General features: G+C 72.1%; 24 protein-coding genes. 6 read left to right on the top strand and 18 right to left on the bottom strand.

The genetic code is table 11. The features are described 5' to 3' along the window. Positions 1-96: 96 nt before the first annotated feature. The 13 genes from SNR22_RS12515 to SNR22_RS12455 form a co-directional block, all read right to left on the bottom strand. Entirely contained in the window at positions 97-1,227 is a 1,131-nt protein-coding gene (locus tag SNR22_RS12515) for an ABC transporter permease (RefSeq protein ID WP_320066696.1), read from the bottom strand. Next, a complete protein-coding gene (locus SNR22_RS12510; protein WP_320066695.1) occupies positions 1,224-2,831 on the bottom strand; it encodes a sugar ABC transporter ATP-binding protein in 1,608 nt (535 codons plus the stop codon). Before SNR22_RS12510 ends, SNR22_RS12515 begins: the two co-directional genes overlap by 4 nt. Then, complete coding sequence (locus SNR22_RS12505) at positions 2,828-4,006, bottom strand: ROK family protein (protein ID WP_320066694.1); 1,179 nt, start codon at positions 4,004-4,006, stop codon at positions 2,828-2,830. The genes SNR22_RS12510 and SNR22_RS12505 overlap by 4 nt, the downstream gene beginning before the upstream one ends. A 249-nt stretch (positions 4,007-4,255) precedes the next feature. After that, positions 4,256-5,335: a YihY/virulence factor BrkB family protein gene (locus SNR22_RS12500; protein WP_320066693.1), complete on the bottom strand. Its 1,080-nt coding sequence runs from the start codon at positions 5,333-5,335 to the stop codon at positions 4,256-4,258. Between the two features lie 63 nt (positions 5,336-5,398). Next, positions 5,399-6,208 (bottom strand): ABC transporter permease, encoded by an 810-nt coding sequence (locus SNR22_RS12495; protein WP_320066692.1) that lies wholly within the window; start codon positions 6,206-6,208, stop codon positions 5,399-5,401. Positions 6,209-6,217: 9 nt separating this feature from the next. After that, complete coding sequence (locus SNR22_RS12490) at positions 6,218-6,940, bottom strand: ABC transporter permease (RefSeq protein ID WP_320066895.1); 723 nt, start codon at positions 6,938-6,940, stop codon at positions 6,218-6,220. A 160-nt stretch (positions 6,941-7,100) separates the two neighbouring features. Next, positions 7,101-7,658, bottom strand: a complete 558-nt coding sequence (locus SNR22_RS12485; protein ID WP_320066691.1) for a hypothetical protein — start codon at positions 7,656-7,658, stop codon at positions 7,101-7,103. 22 nt (positions 7,659-7,680) lie between these two features. Next, positions 7,681-8,613, bottom strand: a complete 933-nt coding sequence (locus tag SNR22_RS12480; protein WP_320066690.1) for an ABC transporter ATP-binding protein — start codon at positions 8,611-8,613, stop codon at positions 7,681-7,683. A gap of 75 nt (positions 8,614-8,688) precedes the next feature. After that, positions 8,689-9,225, bottom strand: coding sequence for a hypothetical protein (locus SNR22_RS12475; RefSeq protein ID WP_320066689.1), 537 nt, complete (start codon positions 9,223-9,225; stop codon positions 8,689-8,691). After that, positions 9,225-11,096 (bottom strand): DNA primase, encoded by a 1,872-nt coding sequence (dnaG, locus tag SNR22_RS12470; RefSeq protein WP_320066688.1) that lies wholly within the window; start codon positions 11,094-11,096, stop codon positions 9,225-9,227. Before dnaG ends, SNR22_RS12475 begins: the two co-directional genes overlap by 1 nt. A 129-nt stretch (positions 11,097-11,225) precedes the next feature. Next, entirely contained in the window at positions 11,226-12,059 is an 834-nt protein-coding gene (locus tag SNR22_RS12465) for a siderophore-interacting protein (protein WP_320066687.1), read from the bottom strand. A gap of 25 nt (positions 12,060-12,084) precedes the next feature. Next, positions 12,085-13,356: a deoxyguanosinetriphosphate triphosphohydrolase gene (locus tag SNR22_RS12460; protein ID WP_320066686.1), complete on the bottom strand. Its 1,272-nt coding sequence runs from the start codon at positions 13,354-13,356 to the stop codon at positions 12,085-12,087. 21 nt (positions 13,357-13,377) lie between these two features. Beyond that, positions 13,378-13,728: a VOC family protein gene (locus SNR22_RS12455; RefSeq protein WP_320066685.1), complete on the bottom strand. Its 351-nt coding sequence runs from the start codon at positions 13,726-13,728 to the stop codon at positions 13,378-13,380. Between the two features lie 241 nt (positions 13,729-13,969). Here SNR22_RS12455 and SNR22_RS12450 point away from each other — a divergent pair, with 241 nt between their 5' ends. Next, positions 13,970-14,470 carry a roadblock/LC7 domain-containing protein gene (locus SNR22_RS12450; RefSeq protein ID WP_320066684.1) on the top strand — a complete coding sequence of 167 codons (501 nt, stop codon included), beginning with the start codon at positions 13,970-13,972 and terminating at the stop codon, positions 14,468-14,470. A gap of 68 nt (positions 14,471-14,538) precedes the next feature. On the opposite strand, the gene ppdK is transcribed toward SNR22_RS12450, so the two are convergent. Further along, entirely contained in the window at positions 14,539-17,247 is a 2,709-nt protein-coding gene (gene ppdK, locus SNR22_RS12445) for a pyruvate, phosphate dikinase (protein ID WP_320066683.1), read from the bottom strand. 914 nt (positions 17,248-18,161) lie between these two features. Here ppdK and SNR22_RS12440 point away from each other — a divergent pair. Then, complete coding sequence (locus SNR22_RS12440; protein WP_320066682.1) at positions 18,162-18,824, top strand: C39 family peptidase; 663 nt, start codon at positions 18,162-18,164, stop codon at positions 18,822-18,824. A gap of 82 nt (positions 18,825-18,906) precedes the next feature. Here SNR22_RS12440 and dusB read toward each other — a convergent pair whose 3' ends face one another. Then, a complete protein-coding gene (dusB, locus tag SNR22_RS12435; RefSeq protein WP_320066894.1) occupies positions 18,907-20,064 on the bottom strand; it encodes a tRNA dihydrouridine synthase DusB in 1,158 nt (385 codons plus the stop codon). A gap of 187 nt (positions 20,065-20,251) precedes the next feature. Between dusB and SNR22_RS12430 the strand changes: the two genes are divergently transcribed. After that, a complete protein-coding gene (locus tag SNR22_RS12430; protein WP_320066681.1) occupies positions 20,252-21,220 on the top strand; it encodes a type IV toxin-antitoxin system AbiEi family antitoxin domain-containing protein in 969 nt (322 codons plus the stop codon). A 52-nt stretch (positions 21,221-21,272) separates the two neighbouring features. Here SNR22_RS12430 and SNR22_RS12425 read toward each other — a convergent pair whose 3' ends face one another. The 3 genes from SNR22_RS12425 to SNR22_RS12415 all read right to left on the bottom strand — a co-directional run bounded on the left by SNR22_RS12425 (position 21,273) and on the right by SNR22_RS12415 (position 23,771). Further along, positions 21,273-22,652: a glycine--tRNA ligase gene (locus tag SNR22_RS12425; RefSeq protein WP_320066680.1), complete on the bottom strand. Its 1,380-nt coding sequence runs from the start codon at positions 22,650-22,652 to the stop codon at positions 21,273-21,275. A gap of 192 nt (positions 22,653-22,844) precedes the next feature. Next, entirely contained in the window at positions 22,845-23,318 is a 474-nt protein-coding gene (locus tag SNR22_RS12420) for a hypothetical protein (RefSeq protein ID WP_320066893.1), read from the bottom strand. A gap of 111 nt (positions 23,319-23,429) precedes the next feature. After that, entirely contained in the window at positions 23,430-23,771 is a 342-nt protein-coding gene (locus SNR22_RS12415; protein WP_320066679.1) for an antibiotic biosynthesis monooxygenase family protein, read from the bottom strand. A gap of 28 nt (positions 23,772-23,799) precedes the next feature. On the opposite strand from SNR22_RS12415, the gene SNR22_RS12410 reads away from it, so the two are divergent. From SNR22_RS12410 to SNR22_RS12400, 3 genes are all read left to right on the top strand, one after another. Continuing rightward, positions 23,800-24,057 (top strand): hypothetical protein, encoded by a 258-nt coding sequence (locus SNR22_RS12410; RefSeq protein WP_320066678.1) that lies wholly within the window; start codon positions 23,800-23,802, stop codon positions 24,055-24,057. Between the two features lie 166 nt (positions 24,058-24,223). After that, entirely contained in the window at positions 24,224-25,174 is a 951-nt protein-coding gene (locus SNR22_RS12405) for a metal ABC transporter substrate-binding protein (protein WP_320066677.1), read from the top strand. Beyond that, a complete protein-coding gene (locus SNR22_RS12400) occupies positions 25,171-25,932 on the top strand; it encodes a metal ABC transporter ATP-binding protein (RefSeq protein ID WP_320066676.1) in 762 nt (253 codons plus the stop codon). The genes SNR22_RS12405 and SNR22_RS12400 overlap by 4 nt, the downstream gene beginning before the upstream one ends.

The raw sequence follows: 25,932 nt of genomic DNA, 5'->3' as shown, positions 1-25,932 counted from the left end.
AAAAGGGTGTGTAGGACCCGGCCACCGTCGGTGCGACGGCGACCCCGGGTGCGGCGCGGCGGTGCGGGTGGTGCGACCGGTCGCGTGGTGGTGGCCCTAGGTGGTGAGCCGGTTGCGACCGAAGAACTGGGTGAGGCTGCGGAACTGGAACTGCTGGACCAGGACGGCGGCGACGATGATGCCGCCCTTGACCATGTTCTGGGCCTCGGTGGAGAGGCCGTTGATGGCGAAGAGGTTGGTGATGGTGGAGAAGATGACCACCCCGAGCAGGGAGCCGACGATCGTCCCCCGCCCGCCGCTGAGCAGCGTGCCGCCGATGATCGCGGCGGCGATCGCGTCCAGTTCGTAGAGGTTCGCCATCGCCGCCTGGGCGGAGGTGGCCTGCGCGGTCAGCATGACGGCGGCGATGCCGCAGCAGAGGCCGGAGAGCGCGTAGAGCCCGACGGTGTGCCGCCGCACGTTGATCCCGGCGAGCCGGGCGGCCTCCGGGTTGCCGCCGACGGCGACGGTGCGCCGGCCGAACGTCATGCGGTTCAGCAACACCCAGCCGGCGATCACCACGGCGGCGAGGATGTAGACCAGCAGCGGGATGCCGAACAGGTTGGTGCTGGCGATCCCGTTGATGGCGGCGTTGGCCGACATCTGGGTCTGCTTGCCGGAGATCTGGGCGGCCAGCCCCCGGGCGGCGACCATCATGGCCAGGGTGGCGATGAACGGCACCAACTTCCCGTACGAGACGAGCAGGCCGTTGACCAGGCCGACGCAGAGGCCGACGACGAGGGCGGTGAAGATCATGCCGCCCGCGCCGTAGCTCTGGGTGGCCAGCGTGGTGCTCCAGACCCCGGCCAGCGCCACGATCGCGCCGACCGACAGGTCGATGCCGCCGCCGATGATCACGAAGGTCATGCCGACGGTGACCACGCCGACGACCGAGGCGAGCTTGAGGATGGTCAGGATGTTGTCCCACACCCAGTTCGAGTCGCCGTAGAGGTCGGGGCGGGTGGCGACGCCGATCACGACCAGCACCACCAGGACGCCGATCAGGCCCAGGTTGCGCCGGGTGCCCTCGCCGCCGTCGCCGCGCCACCAGGAGAACCGGCCGGCACCCGCGGGACCGGGCCCGGGGTCCTTGCCGACGGCGGCGGTCGCCGCGGGGCGCACGGGCGGGGACTGGGCCGGCAGCTGCGCCGGCCGGTCCGGCGTGGCGGTGGGGGCGGGGTCGGTCATGCTGGTGCGCCTTCCATCAGGGACCCCGCCATGACGAGGTCGAGCACCGTGTTCTCGTCCAGTTCGCCAGCGGGCGCCTCGCGCACCATCCGGCCCTCGCGCATCACCAGGACCCGGTCGGCCAGGCCGAGCACCTCGGGGACCTCACTGGAGACCAGCAGGACCCCGACGCCCCGGGCGGCCAGTTCCCGGATCACCTGGTACAGCTCGGCGCGGGCGCCGACGTCCACGCCCCGGGTGGGCTCGTCGAGCAGCAGCAGCCTCGTGTCGCCGAGCAGCCAACGCCCGACCACCACCTTCTGCTGATTGCCACCGGAGAGGGTGCGCACCGGCCGGCGCACGTCGCGTGGGCGCAGCTCCAGGGAATCCGCGATCCGGCCCGCCTCGGCGCGCTCGCGCCCGGCGTCGGTGAAACCCAGGCGGGCGTACCGGCCGAAGGTGGCCAGGGTGACGTTGCGGTAGACGGGCTCGCCGAGCAGCAACGCCTGGCTCTTGCGCTCCTCGGGGGCCATGCCCATGCCGGCCCGTACCGCCGCGCCGACGCTGCCCGGGCGCAGCGCACGCCCGGCCATCCTGACCGTGCCGGCGTGTGCGCGGCGGGCGCCGTAGACGGTTTCCAGCAGTTCGGAGCGGCCCGAGCCGACCAGCCCGGCGATCCCCACGATCTCGCCGGCGCGCACGCGGAGCGAGACGTCGGCGAACTCTCCGGCCCGGGTCAGTCCGTCGACCCGCAGCAGCTCCGCGCCGGTGGCCGAGCCCGTCGGGCGATCCGGGAAGACGAACTCGATGGTGCGGCCGGTCATCCGGGCGACCAGGTCGCGGGTCGGGGTGTCGCGCGCCGGCAGGTTCGCGGCCGTGGTCCGGCCGTCCTTGAGCACGGTGACCCGGTCGCCGATCTCCCGGATCTCCTCCATCCGGTGGGAGATGTAGATGACGGCGATGCCCTGCCCGGTCAGCTCGCGGATGATCCGGAACAGGTTGCCGACCTCGTCGTGGGCCAGCACGGCGCTGGGTTCGTCCATGATGATCAGTCGGGCCTCGTGGGACAGCGCCCGGGCCATGCTGACGATCTGCTTGCCGGCGGCCGGCAGCGCCCGGACCATCCGCCCCGGCGGGATCTCGCCGTGGCCCAGCCGGCCCAGGATCTCCCGCGTCCGGCGGGCCATCCAGCCCCGGCGGACGAAGCCGGCCCGGCGCGGCTCGTGACCGAGGAAGGCGTTCTCGGCGACCGACAGGTCCTCGACCAGGTCGAGCTCCTGGTAGATGGTGGCGATGCCGGCGCGCATCGCGGCCTGCGGGTTGGCGAACTCGGCGGGCTGGCCGCGCCACTCGACCCGGCCGGAGTCGGGGCGGTGCACCCCGGCGAGGACCTTGATCAGGGTGGACTTGCCAGCCCCGTTCTGCCCGAGCAGGCAGTGCACCTCGCCGGCCCGCACCTCCAGCTGCACCCCGTCCAGCGCCCGTACGCCGGGGAAGGTCTTCACCACGTCGGTGAGGCGCAGCACCACCTCGCCGGGGACGGCGTCGGCGGGGGCCTCGACCAGCGGGCCCGTCCCGCCGTCCTCGCCGTTCGCCGGGCCGGCGGTCTCGTCGCGGGTGGTCATGACGCCTCTCCGAAGGCCACGTCGCTGGCGAGCACGGCCGCGCCGGCCACCCCGGCGCGCGGGCCCAGCTCGGACAGGACGACCGGCAGGTTGCCGGTCGCCAGCGGCAGCGACCGGCGGTAGACCACGCTGCGGATCTCGGCGAGCAGGATGTGGCCGAGCTGGGCCAGCCCGCCGCCGATCACGATCATCGAGGGGTTGGTGAAGCTGACCAGGCCGGCCAGCACGCCCCCGACCCGCCGGCCACCCTCGCGAATGAGCTGGATGCAGGCCACGTCTCCCTCGCCGGCGCCCTCGGCGACGTCGAGGGCGGTGACCACGCCCCGGGTGGCGAGCCGGTCGGCCAGGGCCGGGGACGCGCCGCTGCGGGCTGCGGCGGTCGCTTCCCGGGCCAGCGCCACGCCGCTGAACAGCGCCTCCAGGCAGCCGGCGTTGCCGCAGGAGCACACCGGACCGTGCGGGTCCACCTGGATGTGGCCGATGTCGCCGGCACAGCCGTCGGTGCCCCGGTAGACGCCGCCGCCGAGGTGGATCCCGCACCCTATGCCGGTGCCGATCTTGATAAAGAGGAAGTCGTCCACCGAGTGGGCGACTCCGCCGTGCCGTTCACCGATCGCCATGATGTTGACGTCGTTGTCGACCACCGCCGGGCAGCCGTGCTCGCGGGTCAGCAGCTCACGGACCGGGAACCGGTCCCAGCCCGGCATGATCGGTGGCGAGACCGGCACCCCGTCACGGAAGCTGACCGGACCGGGCACCCCGACACCGACCCCGTGCAGCCGCTCGTACGCCCCGTCGGCCCGCGCCTTGTGCAGCAGCTCGTTGACCCGGTGCAGGGTCACCTTCGGGCCGTTGCGGATGTCGGCCGGCTCCGCGTACGCGGCGACGGGCTCGAGTCGGCCGTTGACCACCTCGACGTCGATCGAGCTGGCGCCGAGGTCGACCGCCGCGAAGCGCAGCTCGGGGTTCAGCTCCACCAGGGTGGAGCGACGCCCGCCCCGGGACGCCGCGAGGCCGGCCTCGGCGACGTAGCCGAGGGCAACCAGTCGCTCCAGCTCGGCGAGCAGTCGGGGGCGCGGCATCTGCAACCGGTCCCCCAGCTCGGCCCGGGACACCGCCCCCTCGTCGCGGAGCAACCGCAACAGCCGTAGGTGCAGGGGCTCCAGCGTGCGCACCGGCACTCTCCTCCGCATCGGAGTCGGTCACCTCGACGATACGTCGATGTGTTGTGTCCGACACAGTAGGAGCCTTCCGTACCGCCTGTCCAGAGCTTCGACCGATCCAGCCCCTAACTTTCGCCCGTTCCAGCAAAAGTTGGTAATTGATCTAGAGAAGGGGGCCGCAGCGCGCCGCCGCCCCGCCTCGCGGGGTGCGAGGCGGGGCGGCGATCGGGCAGGCGCGGCGACCCGCGCGGCGCGGGCGGGTCAGCGGTCGACGGGGGCGCGCTTCTTCTTCCTCAGCTTCCGGTCGTCGCGCAGCTCGACGTACGGCTCCACCTCGGCCGGATGTCCGGCGGCAATCGCCCGGCCACGCTCCAGCTCGGCGTCGAACTCCGCGCCCAGCAGGATCGCGATGTTGCTCAGCCACAACCAGACCAGGAAAATGATCACGCCGGCCAGCGCGCCGTACGTCTTGTTGTACGAACCGAAGTTCGTGACGTAGAGGGCGAAGAGGCCGGAGACCAGCAGCCAGATCACCACGGCCAGCACACCGCCGGGGCTGACCCAGCGGAACCCGCCGTGCCGGGCGTTCGGCGACGCCCAGTAGAGGATCGCGAACATCAGGCTGACCAGCACCAGCAGCACCGGCCACTTGGCGATGTTCCATACCGTGACCGCGGCCGAGCCGATCCCGATGGCGCTGCCCGCCTCCTCGGCGAGGCGACCGGTGAAGACGACGATCACCGCGCTGGCCAGCAGCAGGACGCCGATCACGGCGGTCACCCCGACCCGGATGGGCAGGGTCTTCCAGATCGGCCGCCCCTCCGGCACGTCATAGATGCTGTTGGAGGCCCGCATGAACGCGGCAATATAACCGGAGGCGGACCAGAACGCGGCGAGCAGACCGATGACGGCGGCGACGCTGGCCAGCCCGCCAGCATTGGTGGCCTGGTCGATCGCGGCCGAGATGATCTGCCGGACGTTCCCCTCCGGCACCGCCTGGTTGACGGTGTCCCTGACCCCCTCGGTGGCGCTCGGGCCGAGCAGCCCGAGGATCGAGATGAGCACCAGCACGCCGGGGAAGATCGACAGCACGCTGTAATAAGTCAGCGCCGCCGCCCAGTCGGTCAGGCTGTCGTCCTGGAACTCCCGGACGGTGCGCTTGAGCGTCGCCATCCAGCCGGTGCCCGACAGCTCCGTCGGGCTGTCCGGCCCCTCGTCCGGGCCGACCGGCCGGGCACCCGTCGCGTGGTCCCGCCCGTCGTGCCGGTCCCGCCCGTCCTGCCGGTCGTGCCCGTCCTGCCGGTCGTGCCCGTCGCGGGCGGAAGTCTCGTCAGAGGCCATCGCCCCTCCTCATGGTCGCGGTGTCCGCACCGACATGCCCCGCGGCGGTGAGGGTTAACCCCGCTATCGGTAGAGCAGACGCCCCATTCGGCGGGACGCCACCACCAGCCCCAGCCCCGTGACCACCACCAGGTACGCCACGTCGAGCAGCCAGGACCACCCGTTGTCGCCCAGCGCGACCCCCCGGACCAGGTGCACCGAGCGGTACAGCGGGGTGACCTCCACCAGCCAGCGCAGCGCCGTCGGGTATGCCGTGGCGGGCACGAACGTGCCGGAGAAGAGGAAGAGGGTGAACTGGGCCGAACCCATCAGATCGAAGTCCTGCCAGCTGCGCAGGAAGGTCGCCAGCGCCATGCCCAGCGCACCGAACGCGAAGCCGATCAGCACCGCCGCCGGCAGGGCGAGCAGCGCCTGGGCCGGGTTGGTCAGGCCCATCGCCACCATCACCGCCAGGAACGCCGCCGAGTAGGCGCTGCCCCGGACCATCGCCCAGGCCAGCTCGCCGAGGGCGATCTCGAACGGCCGTACCGGGGTGGCGATCACCCCGTCGTACAACCGCATGTACTTCATCTTTCCGAAGAAGTTGAAGGTGGTCTCCGCCAGCGCGCCGGTCATCGCCGACGAGGCGAGCATCGCCGGGGCGACGAAGGCCGCGTACGACACGGCCCGGCCACCGGGGAGGGTGAGGTCGCCGACCAGGGCACCCACCCCGACACCGATGGAGAAGAGGTAGAGCAGCGGCTCGACGAAGCCGGAGACGAGCAGCAGCCAGTAGACCGCCCTCAGCGCCGCCACGTTGCGCTCGGTCACCGAGGCCGCGCGGCGGGACGCTGCGGAGAGACCGACCAGCCGGGGCAGGACGAGAGTGACCACGTGTCCCTCCTAGACGACGAGCCGGCGACGGAACGCGCGGTGGGCCAGCAGCCAGCCGCCCAGCGCCCAGGCGGCCAGGTAGAGCAGGTGGCCGGCGACCGACCACTGCGGAGCGATGCCCAGGGTGGCCGCCCGGCACAGGTCCACGCCGTGCCAGAGCGGCGTCGCGTAGGCCAGCCAGCGCAGCGCCCCGGGCAACGACTCGACCGGGAAGAACACCCCGGCGAAGAGGGTCATCGGGATCACCGCGAAGCGAAACACCATGGACAGCCAGCTGTCGCTGTCCACCACCGCCGTGTATGCGAACAACGGCGCGGCGACGGCCAGCCCGACCAGCGCCGCCACCGGCAGCACCGCCGCCGCCCACGGCGAACGCAGCGCCCCGAACAGCGCGGTCACCAGCAGGAACGCCACGATGGAGGTGAGCACCCGGAACAGCACGTAGAGGAGGTGACCGGCCAGGATGTCGCCCACCCGCAACGGCGAGGCACCCTGCGCGAAGTAGATTTTCGCCCATTGGAAGTTGCTGTAGACCGGCCACATCGAGTCTCCGACCGCCACCTGGAGAGCGGTGGAGGCGATCAGGCCGGGCACGATCCAGTCGAGGTAGCGCACCCCGTCGACGCCCTGGTCGATGTAGGCACCCACCCCCAGCCCGAAACCGACCACCGTCAGCACCGGCAGCAGGAACGAGGAGAACACCCCGGCCCGCCAGGTGCGCCGGTAGCCCATCAGGAAGTAACCCAGCACCGCCAGGGCGGGCACCCTCGGCAGCGCCGGTCGGGCCCGCTCGGACAACTCCCGCGCCACGCTCACTGGTTTCACCACCCCCGTCCCACCCTGCGCGTCTCACAGTCTTCCTACCCCAGGGGTACGACAGACCCCGGCCACCCTACGACCCGCCGCCCCCACCGTCAGGCCCCCGACCGGGCGCGGTGACCAGGGCCCACACCCCGTACGCCCAGAGCAGCAGCCCGGTGCCGACGCCGACGATCAGCCCCGGCGTCACCGCCGAGGCGAGGCCGGTGACCAGCCCGGCGAGCGCGACCAGGCAGATCGCCACGCCGAGCAGCGGCAGCCGCGGGTCGCGCAGCACGGGGGTGAGTGGGAAGAAGTGCACGCCGACGACGGCGCTGACCAGCACCGGGGCGTACGCCGACTGCCCCAGCACCGCCAGCAGCGCCGCGCCGAGCCCCGCAGCGGCGAACTCGGTCACCACGATGAGCAGGTACCGGCGATCGCCCGAGCGGTCCCCGACGGCACCCGCCTCGGGGCGGGCGCGCAGCGCGACGACCGCCCCGGCCACCGCCGTGGCCAGCGCGGCGATGCTGGCGACCACCAGCAGCGCCCGCAGCGGCGGCTCCGCCGCCGGCACGCTGAACCAGATCGTGGCGAAGACGCCGAGGTAGAGGGCGGTCAGTCCGGCCTGCCGCCGAGGAACGCTGAGCACGAGGGGTCTGCCTCCGGTGGGATCAGTCGATGAGGGTGCGGCCGGTGAGGAGCAGGAAGACGTCCTCCAGGCTGCTGCGGCGCACCAGCACGGTGGCTGGGGTGAGGCCCAGTGCGGTGACCTCGGCCACTGCCTTGTCACCGTCGGCGGCGTAGAGCAGGACCCGGTCGGGGAGCACCTCGACCCGCTCGGCCAGCCCGTCGAGTTTCTCGGCGAACGGCTCCTGCGACTCGGCCGCGAAGCGCAGCTCGACCACCTCTCGGGTCGAGTATCGCTCGATGAGCTGCCGGGGCGAGCCCTCGGCCACGATCCGGCCGCCGTCCATCACCACCAGCCGGTCGCAGAGCTGCTCGGCCTCGTCCATGTAGTGGGTGGTGAGCACCAACGTCACGCCCTGCTGCTTGAGCCGGAACAGCCGCTCCCAGACCAGGTGCCTGGCCTGCGGGTCGAGCCCGGTGGTGGGCTCGTCGAGCAACACGATCTCGGGCTCGTTGACCAGTGCGCGGGCGATGGTGAGCCGACGTTTCATGCCACCGGAGAGCGGGTCGACCCTGCTGTCGGCCCGGTCGGTGAGCTGGACGAAGTCGAGCAGCTCGGCGGCGCGCTCGCGGGCCGCCCGGCGCGGGATGCCGAAGTAACGGGCGTAGGTGGTGAGGTTCTCCCGGACGGTCAGTTCCGGGTCGAGGTTGTCCAGCTGGGGGCAGACGCCCAGCCGGGCCCGGATCGCCGGGCCGTCGCGGACCGGGTCCATGCCGAGGATGCGCAGCTCACCCTCGCTCGGCGGGGAGGTGCAGCCGATCATCCGCATGGTCGACGACTTGCCCGCGCCGTTGGGCCCGAGGAACCCGAACGCCTCCCCCGCGCGCACCTCGACGTCGATCCCGTCCACGGCGGTGAAGTCGCCGAACCGCTTCACCAGCCCCCGCGCCCGAATCAGTGGCTCCCCCGTCATCACCGCCCGACCCTACCGACCAGCACCGACACCCTCACAGATTTTCCCGCGCTGACCCGCATGCGCTGACCAGCCTGCCTAGAGGTCGGCGGGGGTGGTGGCCGCGCGGGCGGCGGCGACCAGGCGATCCGTCTCGGCGACCACCGGCTCGTCCTCGGCGGGGGTGCCCGGGTCGTAGCGGACCGTCCAGGTCAGACCGTCCGTGCCGGACACCCGGCGGGCGACGATCCGGCCTGCGCCGCCGGGCACCGGGTGGTGCTGGGTGTACGTCACCGAGCGGGTCACCCGCGCCCGCACCTGGTGCGGCAGCTCCCCCGGATCGAGCAGCAGGTACGTCTCGGCCGGGGAGTCGGCCACCACCACGTAGCCGTCGCGCTCGGCGACCTGCTCGGCCGGCGTGACGGTCAGTTCCCGGCCCGACCAGACGGCCTTGAGGACGTCGTGCCAGCCCAGCCGGTGCTCCCGCCCCGGCAGCCAGAGGCCGAGGTTGCTGGCGACCACCGCGCCGTCGCCCGCGCCGTCGCCGACCGTGGCCCAGGCGAGCACCCGCTCGTCGCCGGCCAGGGGCGGGCGGGCCGCCGGGGGCAGCTTCGGCCTACGGTTGAACAGTCCCATCACAGCCCTCCAGCAGCCTGCTCGCGCAGCCCCCGCGCATGCTGCTCCAGCGAGAGCAGCTCCCCGAAGAGCGCGAAGTACTCGTCCTTGTTGCTGACCGGGTTGATCCGCTGGATCTTGGACTTGAGCTCCCTGATCCGGCCGGTCACCGACCCCCACTGCAACTGGGCGACGGTCACCGAGACGTACCGCGGATCGGGCTCGCCGTCGATCCGCAACGGTTCCACGGCCAGTTCACCGACCATCGCCCGCGCGGCCAGGTCGTCGCACGCGTCGCGGACCGCCTCGACCCAGACCGCACCGCCGGTCGCGGAGGAGGCGCCGCCGGCCGCCGTGATCGCCTCCCGCACGGCCGCGTGCACGGGCTGGCGGTACTCCGTGGCATCGATCGCGTCGAACATCGGGCCGGCGAGCACCGGCTCCTGGAGGGCGAGTTTCAGCGCCTCCCGCTCGACCAGCGCGTGCGGGCTGTCCACGGCGGGCGCGGCCCGGGCGGCGCGGGCCGGTGCGGAACGCGTGTCCCCGGCGGGCTGGCCGGAGGCGGCGGCGAGGACGGCCCGCTGCACGGGCTCGATCTCCATGCCGAGGTCGCCGGCGAGCTTGCGGACGTACTCGGGGCGCTTCTCCCGGTCCTTGATCTTCGCCACCAGCGGAGCGGTCGCGCGCATCGCCTCCACCCGGCCGTCGACGGTGTCCAGGTCGTACCGGTTGATCACGTGGCGCAGCGCGAAGTCGACCAGCGGCTCGCGGCGGGCGACCAGGTCACGGACGGCCAGGTCGCCCTTTGCCAGGCGCAGGTCGCACGGGTCCATGTTGTCGGGGCTGACCGCGATGAAGGTACGCCCGACGAAGCGCTGGTCGTCGGAGAAGGCGCGCAGCGCGGCCTTCTGCCCGGCAGCGTCCCCGTCGAAGGTGAAGATGACCTCGCCGGCCACGTCGTCGGTGTCCAGCAGCAACCGGCGCAGCACCGAGATGTGGTCCGCGCCGAACGCCGTGCCGCAGGTGGCCACGGCGGTGGGCACCCCGGCGAGGTGGCAGGCCATCACGTCGGTGTAGCCCTCGACGACGACCACCTTGCCCTGCTTGGCGATCTCCCGCTTGGCCTGGTCGATGCCGTAGAGCACGTGCGACTTCTTGTAGATCGGCGTCTCGGGGGTGTTCAGGTACTTCGGGCCGTCGTCGTCGTCGAAGAGCTTGCGGGCGCCGAAGCCGATCGTGTCGCCGGTGATGTCCCGGATCGGCCACATCAACCGGCGGCGGAAGCGGTCGATGAGCGTGCCGGAGCGCGACGGCCGGGACAGCCCGGCGGTGACCAGCTCGTCGTGGGTGAAGCCCTGCTGACGCAGGTGCTTGGTGAGCAGTTCCCAGGCGTCCGGGGCGAAGCCGCAGCCGTACCGCTCGGCGGCGGCCCGGTCGAAGCCGCGCTGGGCGAGGAACTCCCTGGCCGGGCGGGCCCCGACGGTGGTGAGCTGGGCTCGGTAGAAGTCGCCGGCGGCGGCGTGGGCGGCCACCAGGCGCTGCTTCTGCCCCTGCTGGGGGCGGGTACGCGGGGCGGTCTCGTCGTTCTCGACGTAGCGGAGCTGGATGCCGGCGCGGGCGCCGAGTCGCTCGACGGACTCGACGAAGCTGAGGTGCTCGGCGTCCATCAGAAACTTGATCGCGTCGCCGCCGGCCCCGCAGCCGAAGCAGTACCAGACGTTGCGGGCGGGCGAGACGTTGAACGACGGGCTCTTCTCGTCGTGGAACGGGCAGAGCCCCTTGAGGTTGCCGCTCCCGGCCGACTTGAGGGTCACCGTGTCCGAGATGACCTCCTCGATCGAGGTGCGCTCCCGGACCAGCGCGATGTCCTCGTCCCGGATCCGCCCAGCCATCCGCCACACCCCCTCGGCCTTACATCCTGCCCTGCCGCGGGCGGCGATCCGGCGTCGGGGGGACGGCGGGTGACGCACCCGGCCACCGGCCCGCTCACGGGACGGTTCAGCGGGGCCGGCGGCTTCGGGTCAGACGGTGGTGGTCACCTCGTCGGCCTCGACCTGACGGTTCCAGTCGGACTTGGCGGAGCGCCAGCCCTCGTCGTCCATGCCCCGCCGCCAGTAGCCGGAGATCGAGAGCCGTTCCCGGGGCACGGCGCGCTCGACGCGCAGCAGCCGGCGCAGCTCGCGGACGAAGGTCGCCTCGCCGTGCACGAAGGCGTGCACGTCGCCGGGCGGGAAGTCCAGCGCCCGCACGGCCGCCACCAGCGCCTCGCCGACCGGCCGGTCACCCCGGTGCAGCCAGGTCAGCTCCACCGCGCCGGGGCTGGTCAGCCGCTGCTCCTCGGTGGCGTCGGTGACCTCGACGAAGACCTTCGCCGGGGCGCCGAGGGGCAGCCGCTCCAGGGCGGCGGCGATTGCCGGCAGGGCGCTCTCGTCGCCCACCAGCAGGTGCCAGTCGGCCTCGGGGCTCGGCGCGTACGCTCCGCTGGGGCCGACGAACGGCACCGGGTCGCCGGGGCGCAGCCGGGCCGCCCAGGGACCGGCCACCCCTTCGTCACCGTGGTGCACGACGTCGATGGTCAGCTCGCCGGCGCCCGGATCCCAGGCCCGCACCGTGTACGTCCGCAGCCGGGGCCACTGCTCCGACGGCAGGTCCCGGCGGATCGCGGCGAGGTCGACCGGCTCCGGGTAGGTCACTCCGGGCGGGGCGAAGACCAGCTTGACGTAGTGGTCGGTGTACTCGCCCACCGGCAGGCCGGTCAGCTCCTCACCACCGAGAACCATCCGGACCAGGTGCGGGGTGGGCCGCTCGGTCCGCAGGACCCGGGCAGTGGTGACACTCTTCGATCGCTCCGTCATGTGCTTAGGCTAACCTAAGTCTCGATCAGTCGGCCAGCAGCCGCTCGTGCCAGGCCAATGCGGCCGGATCGGTGAGCGAGGCCACCTGGTCGATCACCACCCGCAGCCGTGCGGCGTCGTCCGGGGCGGCCCGCCACAGCGGAGCGAAGATCGGGTCGAGCGTGTCCGGCGCCCGGCGGCCCAGGGCGGAGACCAACTCGGCGAGGATCTGCCGCTGCCGCTCGTACCGGCACCGGGAACCGGGACGGCGCATCACGTAGCGCAGCGCGATGCCCTTGAGCAGCGCGCACTCGGCCCGGACCCGGCGCGGCACCACCAGGTCGGCCGTGTACCGGCGCAATGGGCCGGGGCCGCAGCGCTCCCGGGTGGCGGCCACCACGGTCGAGACGAACCGGCCGGTGAGCACGCTGGTGGTGGCCTTCAACGCGACCTGCGCGCGGTGGCTGCCGTCGTACCCGGCGAGCGGGGCGAGCACCGGATCGGCGAGCAGTTCGACCAGCACCTCACCCAGGTCGGTCAGGGACTCCCCGGAGTACGCGGCGGCCACGTCGGCGCAGAGCGCCGCCCGCTCGTCGGCGTCGGTCAGCAGCGGGCGGAGGCTGACGTACCCGCCGTGGACGCCGTCCTCGACGTCGTGCACCGAGTACGCCACGTCGTCGGCCCAGTCCATCACCTGCGCCTCCAGGCAGCGCCGCCCCTCGGCGGGGGATCCGGCGCGCAGCCAGTCGAAGACCGGCCGGTCGTCGGCGTACACCCCGAACTTGCGCTCGCCCGGGCGCTGCGGCCAGGGGTACTTGCCGGTCGCGTCGAGCGCGGCCCTGGTCAGGTTGAGCCCGGCGGAGCCGCCGTCGGGGGCGAGCACCTTGGCCTCCAGCCGGGTGAGCACCCGCAGCGTCTGCGCGTTGCCCTCGAATCCGCCGCAGGCCGCGGCGAGCCCGTCCAGCGCATCCTCGCCGTTGTGCCCGAACGGCGGGTGCCCGAGATCGTGCGCCAGCCCGGCGGTGTCCACCACGTCGGGGTCGCAGCCCAGTTGGGCACCCATCTCCCGGGCGATCTGCGCCACCTCCAGCGAGTGGGTCAGCCGGGTACGCAGGAAGTCGTCGGTGCCGGCCACGTGCACCTGGGTCTTCGCGGCGAGCCGGCGGAACGCCGCCGAGTGCAGCACCCGGGCCCGGTCCCGCTCGTACGGCGACCGGCCGTGGCCCTCGTCCTTGGGCGGCTCGGGGACCCAGCGTGCGGCGTCGACCGGCTCGCCGCCGGGGCCGACCCGGTGCTGATCGTCCGCCTGTTCCGCCATCACGCTTCGTTCACCCGTCCGCTATCCGCGCTGCCGCAGCACGCAGAACTCATTGCCCTCCGGGTCGGCCAGCACCATCCAGTCGACATCGTCCTGCCCGACGTCGACGTGCCGGGCGCCCATGTCGACGAGCCGCTCGACCTCGGCCTCCTGGTCGGCCGGGCGCAGGTCGAGGTGCAGCCGGTTCTTGACCTGCCGGTCGTCGGGGACCGGCACGAAAACGAGGCCGGGGAACCGGTCGGGGGACTGACGGATCACCACCTCGTCCGGCCGGTCGATGACCACCTGGTAGCCCAGGGCCTCGGCCCACCACCGGGCGAGCCGGGCCGGGTCCCGCGCGTCCACGGTCAGACTTTCCCAGACGCTGGTCATGCGGTCCACCCTCCACCGGCGATACGACACCTCGCGCGCTCAGGCTACGCCGGGACGACGCGGAGGGCGCGGCGGCGACCGCACAGGGTCAGGGTTGCGCAACAGCCGATCAGTCGAGAGTTGTCGGCCAATTGCCGACCGTAACGGGGATCGCGGCCCGCCATGGCGGCAGGTAGCGTTTCCGACGCAGAACGTTACCGGAGATCCATATACCTGAATCGCACGACGGGAAGTGACGCTCGTGGACGCTGACACGGTGCTGGGAAGCGAGTTGCTCGGGCTGCGCCGACGCCGCCCGGAGGTCGCTGGCACGGTGCTCGCCGGCACCGACGGCCTGCTCATTTCCAGCGACCTGCCGACAACCGACGCCACCCACCTGGCGGCCCTGGCCGCAGCCAGCTTCGGCCTCGGCAACCGGGTGGCCGACACGGTGCGGCACGGCGAGTTCCAGGAGTCGGTGGTGCACACCGCCCGGGGCTGTGTGGTGACCTACCCGGCGGGCCGGCACGCCCTGCTCACCCTGATCGCCGGGGCGGGCACCAACCTGGAGACGCTGCACACGGAGGCCCGGGAGGTGGCCGACCGGGCGGGCTCCGTCTTCGACCGGCAACGAATGACGGTCGTCTCCGGGCCGATGCCGGACCCGCACGCGCCGCTGGCCGTGCGGACCCCGATGGCGACGCTGCCGGGGCGGTCCCCCAACGCCCCCCGGACCAACAGCTGGCGGCGCCCGCCGATCTGATCCCGTCGGCTCGTCAACGACTGCCCACCGACGAGGGCCGCCAACGGTTACCCGTCAGCGGCTGCCCGTCAGCGGCTGTCCGAGCCGTCGGTCTCCACCACGGCCCGCCCCGCCTCCAGCCGGGCCACGGGAACGCGGAACGGCGAGCACGAGACGTAGTCCAGCCCCACCTCGTGGAAGAAGTGGACGGACTCCGGGTCGCCGCCGTGCTCACCGCAGACGCCGAGCTTCAGGTCGGGCCGGGCAGCCCGGCCCTCCTCGGCGGCGATCCGCACCAGCCGGCCCACGCCGTCGCGGTCGATCGACTCGAACGGCGAGATCCCGAAGATGCCCAGCTCCAGATAGCGCCAGAAGAACGCGCCCTCGACATCGTCGCGGGAGAAGCCCCAGCCCATCTGGGTCAGGTCGTTGGTGCCGAAGGAGAAGAACTGCGCCGCCTCGGCGATCTGCCCGGCGGTGAGCGCCGCCCGGGGCACCTCGATCATCGTGCCGATCAGCACCTCGACCCCGCTGTCCCCGACCACCTCCGCGATGATCTTCTCGGCCTCGGCGCGTACCGTCTCCAGCTCCTGGACCGCGCCGACCAGCGGGACCATAATCTCCGGCCGTGCATCCGCGCCCTCGCGGGTGACCCGGACCGCGGCCTCCGCGATCGCCCGGACCTGCATGGCGAACAGTCCCGGGATGACCAGTCCGAGCCGGACCCCGCGCAGCCCCAGCATCGGGTTCTCCTCGTGCATCCGCCGGACGGCGGCGAGCAGCGCCTCCTCCTTGGCCACGTCCTCACCGCGCTCCTGCGCGACGGCCACGTTGACCGCGAGCTGCTCCAGCGGGGGCAGGAACTCGTGCAGCGGCGGGTCGATCAGCCGGACGGTGACGGGCAGCCCGTCCATCTCGCGGAAGATCTTCACGAAGTCGTCGCGCTGCAACGGCAGCAGGGCGGCCAGGGAGGACTGCCGATCGGTGTCGGAACGGGCCAGGATCAGCCGCTCGACCAGCTCCCGCCGGTCGCCGAGGAACATGTGCTCGGTACGGCACAGCCCGATGCCCTGCGCGCCGAAGCGCCGGGCCCGGGCGGCGTCCGCGGCGGTGTCGGCGTTCGTCCGCACCGCCAGCCGCCGCCGGGTGTCGGCGTGCGTCATGATCCGGTGTACGGCCCGGACCAGCGCGTTGTCGATGTGCTCCGGGTCGAGGCTGCCCTCGAAGTACTGCACCACCTCGGACGGCATGACCGGCACCTCGCCAAGATAGACCTTGCCGGTGGTGCCGTCGATGGAGACGACGTCGCCCTCGGTCACGGTCCGCCCGCCGACGGTGAACCTCTTCGCCGGGACGTTGACCTCGATCGCGTCGGCACCGGAGACGCAGGTCTTGCCCATCCCCCGGGCCACCACGGCGGCATGGCTGGTCTTGCCGCCACGCGAGGTGAGGATGCCCTGGGCGGCGATCATGCCGTTCAGGTCGTCCGGGTTGGTCTCCCGGCGGACCAGGATCACCGACTTCCCCTCGCCGGCCAGCTCGACGGCCCGGGCGGAGGTGAAGACCACCGTGCCCGACGCCGCACCCGGCGACGCGCCGATGCCCCGGGCCACCGGCTCGAAGTCGTGTTCGAGCTGGAACCGGGGGAACATCAGCTGGGCCAGCTGCGCGCCGTTGACCCGGTGCAGCGCCTCGTCCAGGTCGATCAGCCCCTCGTCGATGAGCTGCCCGGCGATGACGAACGCCGCGGCGGCGGTGCGCTTGCCGACCCGGGTCTGGAGCATCCAGAGCTTGCCGCGCTCGATGGTGAACTCGATGTCGCACAGGTCCCGGTAGTGCTCCTCCAGCCGGGCCATGATGCCGAGCAACTCGTCGTAGGACTTCTTGTCCAGCTGCTCCAGCTCCTGCAACGGCACCGTGTTGCGGATGCCGGCGACCACGTCCTCGCCCTGGGCGTTCGCCAGGTAGTCGCCGTAGATGCCCTGCGCCCCGCTGCCCGGGTCGCGGGTGAACGCGACGCCGGTGCCCGAGTCCGGGCCGAGGTTGCCGAAGACCATGGCCACCACGTTGACCGCGGTGCCGAGGTCGGCCGGGATGCGCTCCTGACGGCGGTAGAGCACCGCGCGCTCGGCGTTCCACGACTCGAAGACCGCGCGGATGGCCAGGTCGAGCTGCTCGCGCGGGGCCTGCGGGAATTCCCGCCCGGTGTGCTTCGCGAAGATCTTCTTGTACGCACCGACCAGCCCACGCAGGTCGTCCGCGTCCAGGTCGAGGTCGTTCTGCGTGCCCTTGGCGCGCTTGGTCTCGTCGAGGGCGTGCTCGAACTCTTCGCCGGGCACCTCGCAGACGGTCTTGCCGAACATCTGGATCAGCCGGCGGTAGGAGTCCCAGGCGAACCGGTCGTTACCCCCGGCCTGCGCGCTGAGCCCGACGACGCTGCGGTCGTTGAGGCCCACGTTGAGGACGGTCTCCATCATGCCGGGCATGGAGAACTTGGCGCCCGAGCGGACGGAGACCAGCAGCGGGTCGCCGGGGTCGCCGAGCCGCCGGCCCATCCCCCGTTCCAGCGACTCCAGGTACGCCTCGATCTGGCCGGCGAGCCCGTCCGGTTCCTGGCCCGTCGCGAGGTACGCCTTGCAGGCCTCGGTGGTGATCGTGAAGCCGGGGGGAACGGGCAGGCCCAGATTGGTCATCTCGGCGAGGTTCGCGCCCTTGCCGCCGAGGAGGCCCTTGAGTTCCTTGTTGCCCTCGGAGAAGCCGTAGACGTACTTGTGCTCGACCGCCTCTTGTGCTGCCACCAGAGCCTCCTACGCGCGCCGGAAATTGACACTTAACGAAGGTTCAGTTGCTCATACCCCGGGGTTGACCACCGCTAATCCCGATGTCATCGCCGTTCGGTGGGCGAAGGCTAAGCGAACATCGCGCGAGGTGGGCCCGTTCGGTGACAATCGGCACAACTATCACCACCATCCGCGTTCATACGGGTCTTTGGGAGCGATTCCACGCGCATGTTCACGCAGGTGGGGCCGCTGAAGCTCCGTCGGCGGCCCCGGTTCCGCCAAACCTCACCATTGCCACATCGCTCGTAAATAGCCCCGGAGTCAGCTGCCTCCTCGGCTGCCGGCCGTCGCCGAGCCGGCTCTTCGGCGCGGAAGACGGCGGCACCGCGTGGCCCGGCCCCGAACTTCATCGCCTTCGGGTGCGCGTTGCTGCCCAGGCGACAAGAACTGCACCCGGAGCCCCGCCCCTACGGGCACGCCTCCGCCCCACCGCGAGGTATCGGGCCCGGATCCCGACATCCGCCCGGCCCCACCGCGCGTCTGGATACCGCAAGGGCGTCGGGTACCAGAAGGGCGTCCCGTGAAAGAGTGTCCGGTTTGTGGCGACCTGTGGTGGCTGGCGTCACCCCGGCGGTGGAATCCGGGCGGGGGCCGGGGCGTTGTACATGGCATACCCGGGCGCTCCGCCGCCCCCGGGCCCTTGTCTCACCGCGTCGGGTAACCCACTGGGGGCCAGGTGCCCCGGCTGCCGGTTCTCGCGTGGAATGCGGGCCCGGCCTGGATGGTTACACCCCCCGGACACCCGAGCAGGCCGAGCCGCCGGGCAGCCCGTCTTCTGCTTCTTTCCCCTGTTTTCGTGGCGCGTCGTCGTCGTTGTTTCCCCGGACGTGCGGGCGCCGCGTATCCCCCTTTGACCAGAGGAGCACGCCACCATGCGTACCGATCTGATCCGTAAGACCGCCCTGACCGCCGCCGGTATCGCCGCGACCGCGACCGGCATCGCCGCCCCCGCCATCGCCGCCCACGCCACCCCCACCACGGCCACCACGGTCGCCTCGGTGCAGGCCGACCGTAAGCCCACCGGTGAGCGGCAGCTCGACGTCCGCTACGAGGCCCAGCCCAACTTCTACTACTGCGGCCCCGCCGCCGCCCGTAACGCCCTGAGCGTGCAGGGCAAGGCCATCAGCGTCGACGCCATGGCCAAGGAGATGCGCACCACCGAGAACGGCACCGACTCCATCAACGACATCACCCCCATCCTGAACAAGGAAACCGGCAAGACCAACGCCTACCGCAGCGTCGAGGTCCCCACCGCCAAGGCCGACGACAAGCAGACCAACACCCTGCGCACCGACATCGTCCACACCATCGACCAGGGCCGCGCCGTCGTCGCCAACATCGCCGGCACCAGCACCGACACCAACGGCACCACCCACGCCTACGAAGGCGGCCACTACATCAGCGTCGTCGGCTACACCGACAACGGCAACACCGTCAAGATCGCCGACTCCGCCAACCCCGACCACGCCAGCTACGACATCACCACCGACAACCTCGCCGACTGGATCGCCACCCGCGGCTACGCCACCTCCTGACCACACCACACACACCACGACAACGAAAGGGCCGACCCCCACACGGGGGCCGGCCCTTTCAACATGTCCACAGTGCCGGTGGTCAGCCGCCCGAGTCGGCCAGTTCGGCGCCCTCGGGGACGGTGTCGTCGTCCCGGCTGGACAGCCAACCCTCGGGGAGGAAGACCTTGCCCGGGGAGTTCGTCCGGCCGCGCGGCTGGCCGAGGGCGGTCACCGGGAACGGTTCGGCCGGATCGAGCTTGCCGAGCAGATCGTCGAGCTGGGCCAGGCTTTCGATCATGGCGAGGGAGCGGCGCAGCTCGCCGCCGACCGGGAAGCCCTTGAGGTACCAGGCGACGTGCTTACGGAAGTCGGTGCAGCCGTCCCGCTCGCCCCGGGCCGGGTTCCGCGCCCCCGCCACGAACTGGTCGACCAGCAGTTCGGCGTGCCGGCGCATGGTTACCGCCACCTCGCCGAGGGTGGGCAGCCGCCGCTCCGGGCGGCCCTCGAACGCCGCCTGGAGGTCGGCGAAGAGCCACGGCCGGCCCAGGCAGCCACGCCCGACGACCACCCCGTCGACGCCGGTGTGCGAGACCATCCGCAGCGCATCGTCGGCCTCCCAGATGTCGCCGTTGCCGAGTACCGGCACGTCGAGGGCCTGCTTGAGGGTGGCGATGGCATCCCAGTCGGCGGTGCCCGAGTAGCGCTGCGCGGCCGTACGACCGTGCAGGGCCACCGCCGCGACGCCGGCGTCCTGGGCGGCGAGCCCCGCCTCGACGTACGTCAGGTGGTCGTCGTCGATGCCCTTGCGCATCTTCACGGTGACCGGCACCCCGGCGGGCGACGCGGCGTCCACCGCGGCCCGCACCAGCCGGGCGAAGAGCCTGCGCCGCCAGGGCAGGGCCGACCCGCCGCCCTTGCGGGTCACCTTGGGCACCGGGCAGCCGAAGTTCAGGTCGATGTGGTCGGCGAGATCCCTCTCCACCACGATCCGCACGGCGGCGGCGGTGATCTCGGGGTCGGTGCCGTAGAGCTGGAGGCTACGCGGCTTCTCGTCGTCGCCGAAGGCGATCATCCGCAGGGTCTTCGGGTTCCGCTCGACCAGCGCGACGGTGGTGATCATCTCGCAGACGTAGATGCCGCCGCCCTGCTCCCGGCAGAGCCGGCGGAACCCGACGTTGGTGATCCCGGCCATCGGCGCGAGCACCACCGGCGGCCACACCTCGTGCGACCCGATGCGCAGCCCGCGCCCCTCCCCCATCCCACTCACCCACCCAGTGTAAGGAAGGGCCCCTTCTTAACGCTTCTTGCATAGCAGGGGCCCCCTATTAACCCGACGCTTATCACACCCGCGCGCTCCGTGGGCGTCATCCACAGGGCGGTCCGTCATCCACAGGCGGCGTGGTCAAGCAGGACGCGACGCTATCGGCGCGGCCATGCTGCCAGCCATGGCCGACTACTCACCCGAGCTAGACCGGGCGGCACAGCACCAGCAGCAGATCGTCACCAGAAGCCAACTGCTGGCCGCCGGCTTCGACGACATGTACCTGTACCGACAGGCTCGCCGGGGACGGTGGCAACGCGTCCTTCCGGCGACGTACGCGCTCTTCACCGGCACGCTGACCGACGAGCAGCGCCGCATCTCCGCCGCCCTCTACGCCGGCCCGGAGGCTCAGCTCACCGGGCTCGCCGCCCTGATCTGGTACGGCTTCCGGTACAGCCCGCGCAGCGACGACGTACACCTGATCGTGCCGCATCACGCGCGGCGCCGGTCGTCCGGTCACGCCGTGGTCGCCCGCGCCCTCGCGCTCGACGCGAAGGCCCGGCGGACGGAGGTCTACCCGGTCTGTTCGCCCGCCCGGGCCGTGGTCGACGCAGCCCGGGGACTGCGCCAACTGCGTCCGGTCCGCGCGATCGTCGCCGAGGCGGTGCAGCGCGGCTTCGCCGATCTGCCCGCACTCGACGAGGAGATACGCCGGGCACGTCGCAGCCGGACGGCGCTGGTCCGGAAGGCGTTCTCGGAGGTCGTCGACGGCACCCGGTCAGCGCCGGAGGCCGAGCTGCGGGAGTGCCTGGCCGGCAGCCGGTTGGTGCCGGAGATCCTGTGGAACCCCCGCCTGCTGGCCGAGGACGGCACGACGCTGCCCACCCCGGACGGCTACCTGACCGACGCCGCGGTGGCTCTGGAGGTGGACTCGCAGGATTACCACTTCAGCCCCGGCGACTGGGCCCGGACGCTGGACCGGCACAACGAGCTGAGCCGGCATGGAGTGCTGATCCTGCACTTCACGCCGGCTCAGATCCGCCGGGACCCCGGTCGGGTCCGCCGCCTGGTGGAGGACGCGTACGAGTCGCGGCGCGGCGTCGGCGCCACCACCCGGGTACGCCCCGCCCCGCGCGCCGAACAGGGGCTGTGAGAAGGGGCACCTTCTATACCGTAAGTGTTAAGAAGGTGCCCTTCCTTGCATCTCAGCAGCCGGGGAGGCGCTCGATCAGGTAGCGCTCGACCTGGTCCAGGGCGATGCGCTCCTGGGCCATCGTGTCCCGGTTCCGCACCGTCACCGCGTCGTCGTCGAGGGTGTCGAAGTCGATCGTCACGCAGAACGGGGTGCCGATCTCGTCCTGGCGGCGGTAGCGCCGGCCGATGGCCTGCGAGTCGTCGAACTCCACCACCCAGCGCTTGCGCAGGTCGGCGGCGAGGCCCTTGGCCTTCGGGGAGAGCGCCTCGTTGCGCGACAGCGGCAGCACGGCCACCTTGACCGGGGCCAGGCGCGGGTCGAAGCGCATGACCGTGCGCTTGTCCACCCCGCCCTTGGTGTTGGGGGCCTCGTCCTCGTCGTACGCCTCCAGCAGGAAGGCGAGCACCGCGCGGGTGAGGCCGGCGGCCGGCTCGATCACGTACGGCATCCAGCGCTCGCCCTTGCCCTGGTCGAAGTACGACAGGTCGACGCCGGAGTGCTTGCTGTGCGTGGAGAGGTCGAAGTCGGTGCGGTTGGCGATGCCCTCCAGCTCGGCGAACTCGCTGCCGCCGAAGCGGAACCGGTACTCGATGTCGACGGTGCGCTTGGAGTAGTGGGAGAGCTTGTCCTTGGGGTGCTCGAAGAAGCGCAGGTTCTCCTCGGACAGGCCCAGGTCGAGGTACCAGTTCCAGCGCTCGGAGAGCCAGTAGTCGTGCCACTGCTCGTCGGAGCCCGGCTCGACGAAGAACTCCATCTCCATCTGCTCGAACTCGCGGGTGCGGAAGATGAAGTTACCCGGGGTGATCTCGTTGCGGAACGACTTGCCGGTCTGCGCGATGCCGAACGGCGGCTTCTTGCGGGCGACCGTCTCCACGTTCTTGTAGTTCACGAAGATGCCCTGGGCGGTCTCCGGCCGCAGGTAGTGCATGCCCTCGTCGCTCTCCACCGGGCCGAGGTAGGTCTTCATCAGGCCGTTGAACATCTTCGGCTCGGTGAAGGTGCCCTTGTTGCCGCAGTTGGGGCAGTTCAGCTCGGACAGCGAGGTCAGCGGCTTGCCGTGCTTCTCGGCGTACGCCTCTTCCAGGTGGTCGGCGCGGAACCGCTTGTGGCAGGACTGGCACTCGGTCAGCGGGTCGACGAACTCGGCGATGTGGCCGCTGGCCTCCCAGACCTTGCGGGACAGGATGACCGCGGAGTCCAGGCCGACGACGTCGTCACGTTGCTGGACCATCGCCTTCCACCACTGCCTGCGGACGTTCTCCTTCAGCTCCACGCCGAGGGGGCCGTAGTCCCACGCCGACCGGGTACCCCCGTAGATCTCGCTGGAGGGGAAGACGAAGCCTCGGCGCTTGGCAAGGCTGACGACGGCATCGATACGGTCGGCTGGCATGTTTCCTCCTACGCCGGCTGGCGGTCGGCGGGGGCGCGAAGTGGATGGAACGGGCGGTTCGGGACAACGGTACGACCGCAGGAGCCCCGAGCCCAGCAGAATACTCGGGACGGGGCGGGCCACCCCGGCCCACCTCCGCACCCTGGAGTGCTGGGGTCGCCGGCCGACAGAGCTCGGGGCGCGGGTGGGTGGTCAGCTGACCCCGCAGACCTCCATGGCCCCGGTCTGTCCGTCGGTCGCGAGGGTGACCTGCTGGTCTCCCCGGTTACCGCCGTTGAAGGTGACGGAGACCGGCACGGTCAGGGTGGTGGGATCCACGTCGCCCACCCGGTACGAGTCGATCTGCGGCTCGGCGGCGACGCGGCGCTCGAACTCCGCCCGCGACTCGCGGCGCTGCGCGTCGTCGCAGAGCACGTCGTACGACTTCGCGTACTTCCGCTCGGCCAGCCCCTGGTAGTAGTCGTCGGTCACCGCGCGGCCCTGCTCCCGGACCGCCTCCACGTTGCTGACCAGCAGGCCGACCACGGCCGCCCCGCCACCGCCGCAGCAGAGCAGCACGGCCAGCGCCCCGGCCCCGATGCCGAACCAGAGCCGGGCGCTGCGCCCCTCGGTCGGGGGCGCGGCGAACGGGGGCGCGACCCCGGGACCCGCCGGGGGCGCGGCGATCCCCGGTTCCGGGTGTGTCGGCGGCGGGCCGCCCGACCCGGGAGCCACGGGGTACGAGGGTGGACCGGCCGGTCCGGGTGCGGTCATAGGTGCAGGGTAGTGCCCAACCTCTCAGCGGTACGGGGCAGCGGCCCGATCACTGGGGTTCACCTCGACCGCGCCGCCCGGTGCGGCGCCGGCCAGCGTCTCGTACGCGGACGGCTCGTCGACCGACTCGGCCAGCAGCGGGGTGGCGTGCACCTTGACGTCGAAACCGCCCAGCGCCCGCCGGTAGGCCCCGACGGATTCCCACTCGGTGACCAGGCACCAGTGGCGCGGGTCGTCCAGCGCCCGGAGTAGTTCCCCGCGCTGGTAGCCGGGGCGGGCGGCGAGCGCGGCGAGGGCGGCGTGCGCGCGTTCGGTGAAGGTGGGTGCGACGTCCTCGTCGACCACGAACCGATTGGTGACCAGCACCGGAGGTCCTCCTCGTAGAGTCTGTGGGATGCAGCGTACGCAGCGCCCCCTGCTGGGCCGGTTGGCCCGGGCGAATCCGACGTCGATCTTCCTGGTCACCCTGGTGCTGGTGCTGGTGGCGCTCTTCACCCCGGGGGTGGCCGGCGGGGTGTTGTTGCTGGCGATCGCCGCCGCCCTGGTCGCGCTGCTGCTGACCACCTGGCCGGTGCAGGCCCCGGCCAACCGGGTGATCCGGCTGGTGATGCTCACCCTGTTGATCACCGTGGCGCTGGCGAAACTGCTCTGACCTCCCGCGACTGCGCTGACCGCCCGCGCGGCCTGCCGGAGCCGGCCTGCTGCCCGAACCGGGGTGCGGAACCCGCCTGCCCTGAACCGGGGTGTTAGCAGACCCGGGCGTCACATGCAAGCATGCGTTTTTGACAATCAATTTCGTTATCGCGGAGAGTTGGGGCATGAGTTTCCGCCGTCCGACCCGCGCCCTGGCCGCCGCGACCGCCCTGGTCGCCCTCTGCGCCGTCACCGGCTGCGCCGAGGACGGTGCCGGTGCGGACCCGCAGCGGGTCGACGTGGCCGCCGCCTTCTACCCGCTCCAGTTCGTCGTCGAGCGGGTCGGCGGCGACGCGGTCCGGGTGACCAACCTGACCAAGCCCGGCGCCGAGCCGCACGACCTGGAACTCACCCCCGGGCAGGTGGGCGAGGTGAGCCAGGCCGAGCTGATCGTCTACCTGAAGGGCTTCCAGCCGGCCGTGGACGAGGCGATCGACCAGAGCGGCGGCGACCGGGCCCTCGACGTCGCCGGGGTGCAGCCGCTGCTGGCCGCGAGCGCCGGCGGGCACGACCACGAGGGCGAGGAGGCCGGGCACGCCGAGGAGGCGAGCGGCGGCAAGGATCCGCACCTCTGGCTCGACCCGACCCGGCTGGCGGGCGTCGGCGACCGGCTCGCCCAGCGGCTCGGCGAGGTCGACCCGGGCCGCGCCGCCGACTACACCGCCCGGGCGGGGACGCTCCGCGCCGACCTGGCGAAGCTGGACGCCGAGTTCGCCGCCGGGCTGAAGACCTGCCAGCGCCGGGAGCTCGTGGTGAGCCACACCGCGTTCGGCTACCTGACCGAGCGTTACCAGCTCGACCAGATCGGCATCACCGGGCTGGCCCCGGAGAACGAACCCTCCCCCCAGCGCCTCGCCGAGGCCGCCCGGGAGGCCCGGAAGCACCAGGCCACCACGATCTTCTTCGAGAGCCTGGTCAGCCCGAAGGTCGCCGAGACCATCGCCCGCCAGGTGGGCGCGAAGACCGCGGTGCTCGACCCGCTGGAGGGACTCTCCGCCGCCAACGGCGACGAGGACTACCTTTCGGTGATGCGCACCAACCTGGCGACCCTGCGGACGGCGTTGAGCTGCTCGTGAGCGCACCCGTCATCGCCGTCACGCACGGGGTCGTCAGCTACGACGGCCGCCCCGTGCTGCGCGACGTCTCCCTGACCGTCGACGCCGGCGAGGTGGTCGCCGTGCTCGGCGCCAACGGCTCCGGCAAGTCCACCCTGATCCGCGCGGTGCTCGGGCTGGTCCCGCTGAACGCCGGCTCGATCGCGCTCTTCGGCACCCCGCTGCGGCGGTTCCGTCAGTGGCAACGGATCGGGTACGTCCCGCAGCGCCTCGGTGCCGGCAGCGGCGTGCCGGCCACGGTCCGCGAGGTGGTGGCCTCGGGCCGGCTGGCCCGCCGGGGCGTGCTGCGCCCGCCGGGCCGCGCCGACCGGGCCGCGGTCGACGCCGCGCTGGCCGCCGTCGGCCTGGCCGACCGGGCCGGCGACCCGGTGGCCACCCTCTCCGGCGGTCAGCAGCAGCGCACCCTGATCGCCCGGGCCCTGGCCGGCGAGCCGGAGCTGCTCGTCCTCGACGAGCCGACCGCCGGGGTCGACGCCGCCAGCCAGGAGGCGTTCGCCGGTGCGCTGCACGGCTTCGTCGACGGCGGCGCGACGGTGCTGCTGGTGGCCCACGAGCTGGGGCCGCTGCGACCGCTGATCAGCCGGGCCGTGGTGGTGCACCACGGTGGGATCGCGCACGACGGCGCGGTCCCCGAACCGGCCGGTCACCACGCCGAGCCCGACCACGACCACGTGCACCCGCACGGACCCGACGAGCCCACCGGGCTGTGGAGCAGTTGA

Origin of the sequence: Micromonospora sp. RTGN7 (genome assembly GCF_033804645.1) — a bacterium.
In the GTDB taxonomy this organism is placed as follows: Bacteria; Actinomycetota; Actinomycetes; order Mycobacteriales; family Micromonosporaceae; genus Micromonospora.
The sequence above is the reverse complement of the archived record's forward strand: the minus strand, read 5'-3'. Positions and strand labels throughout refer to the sequence as shown.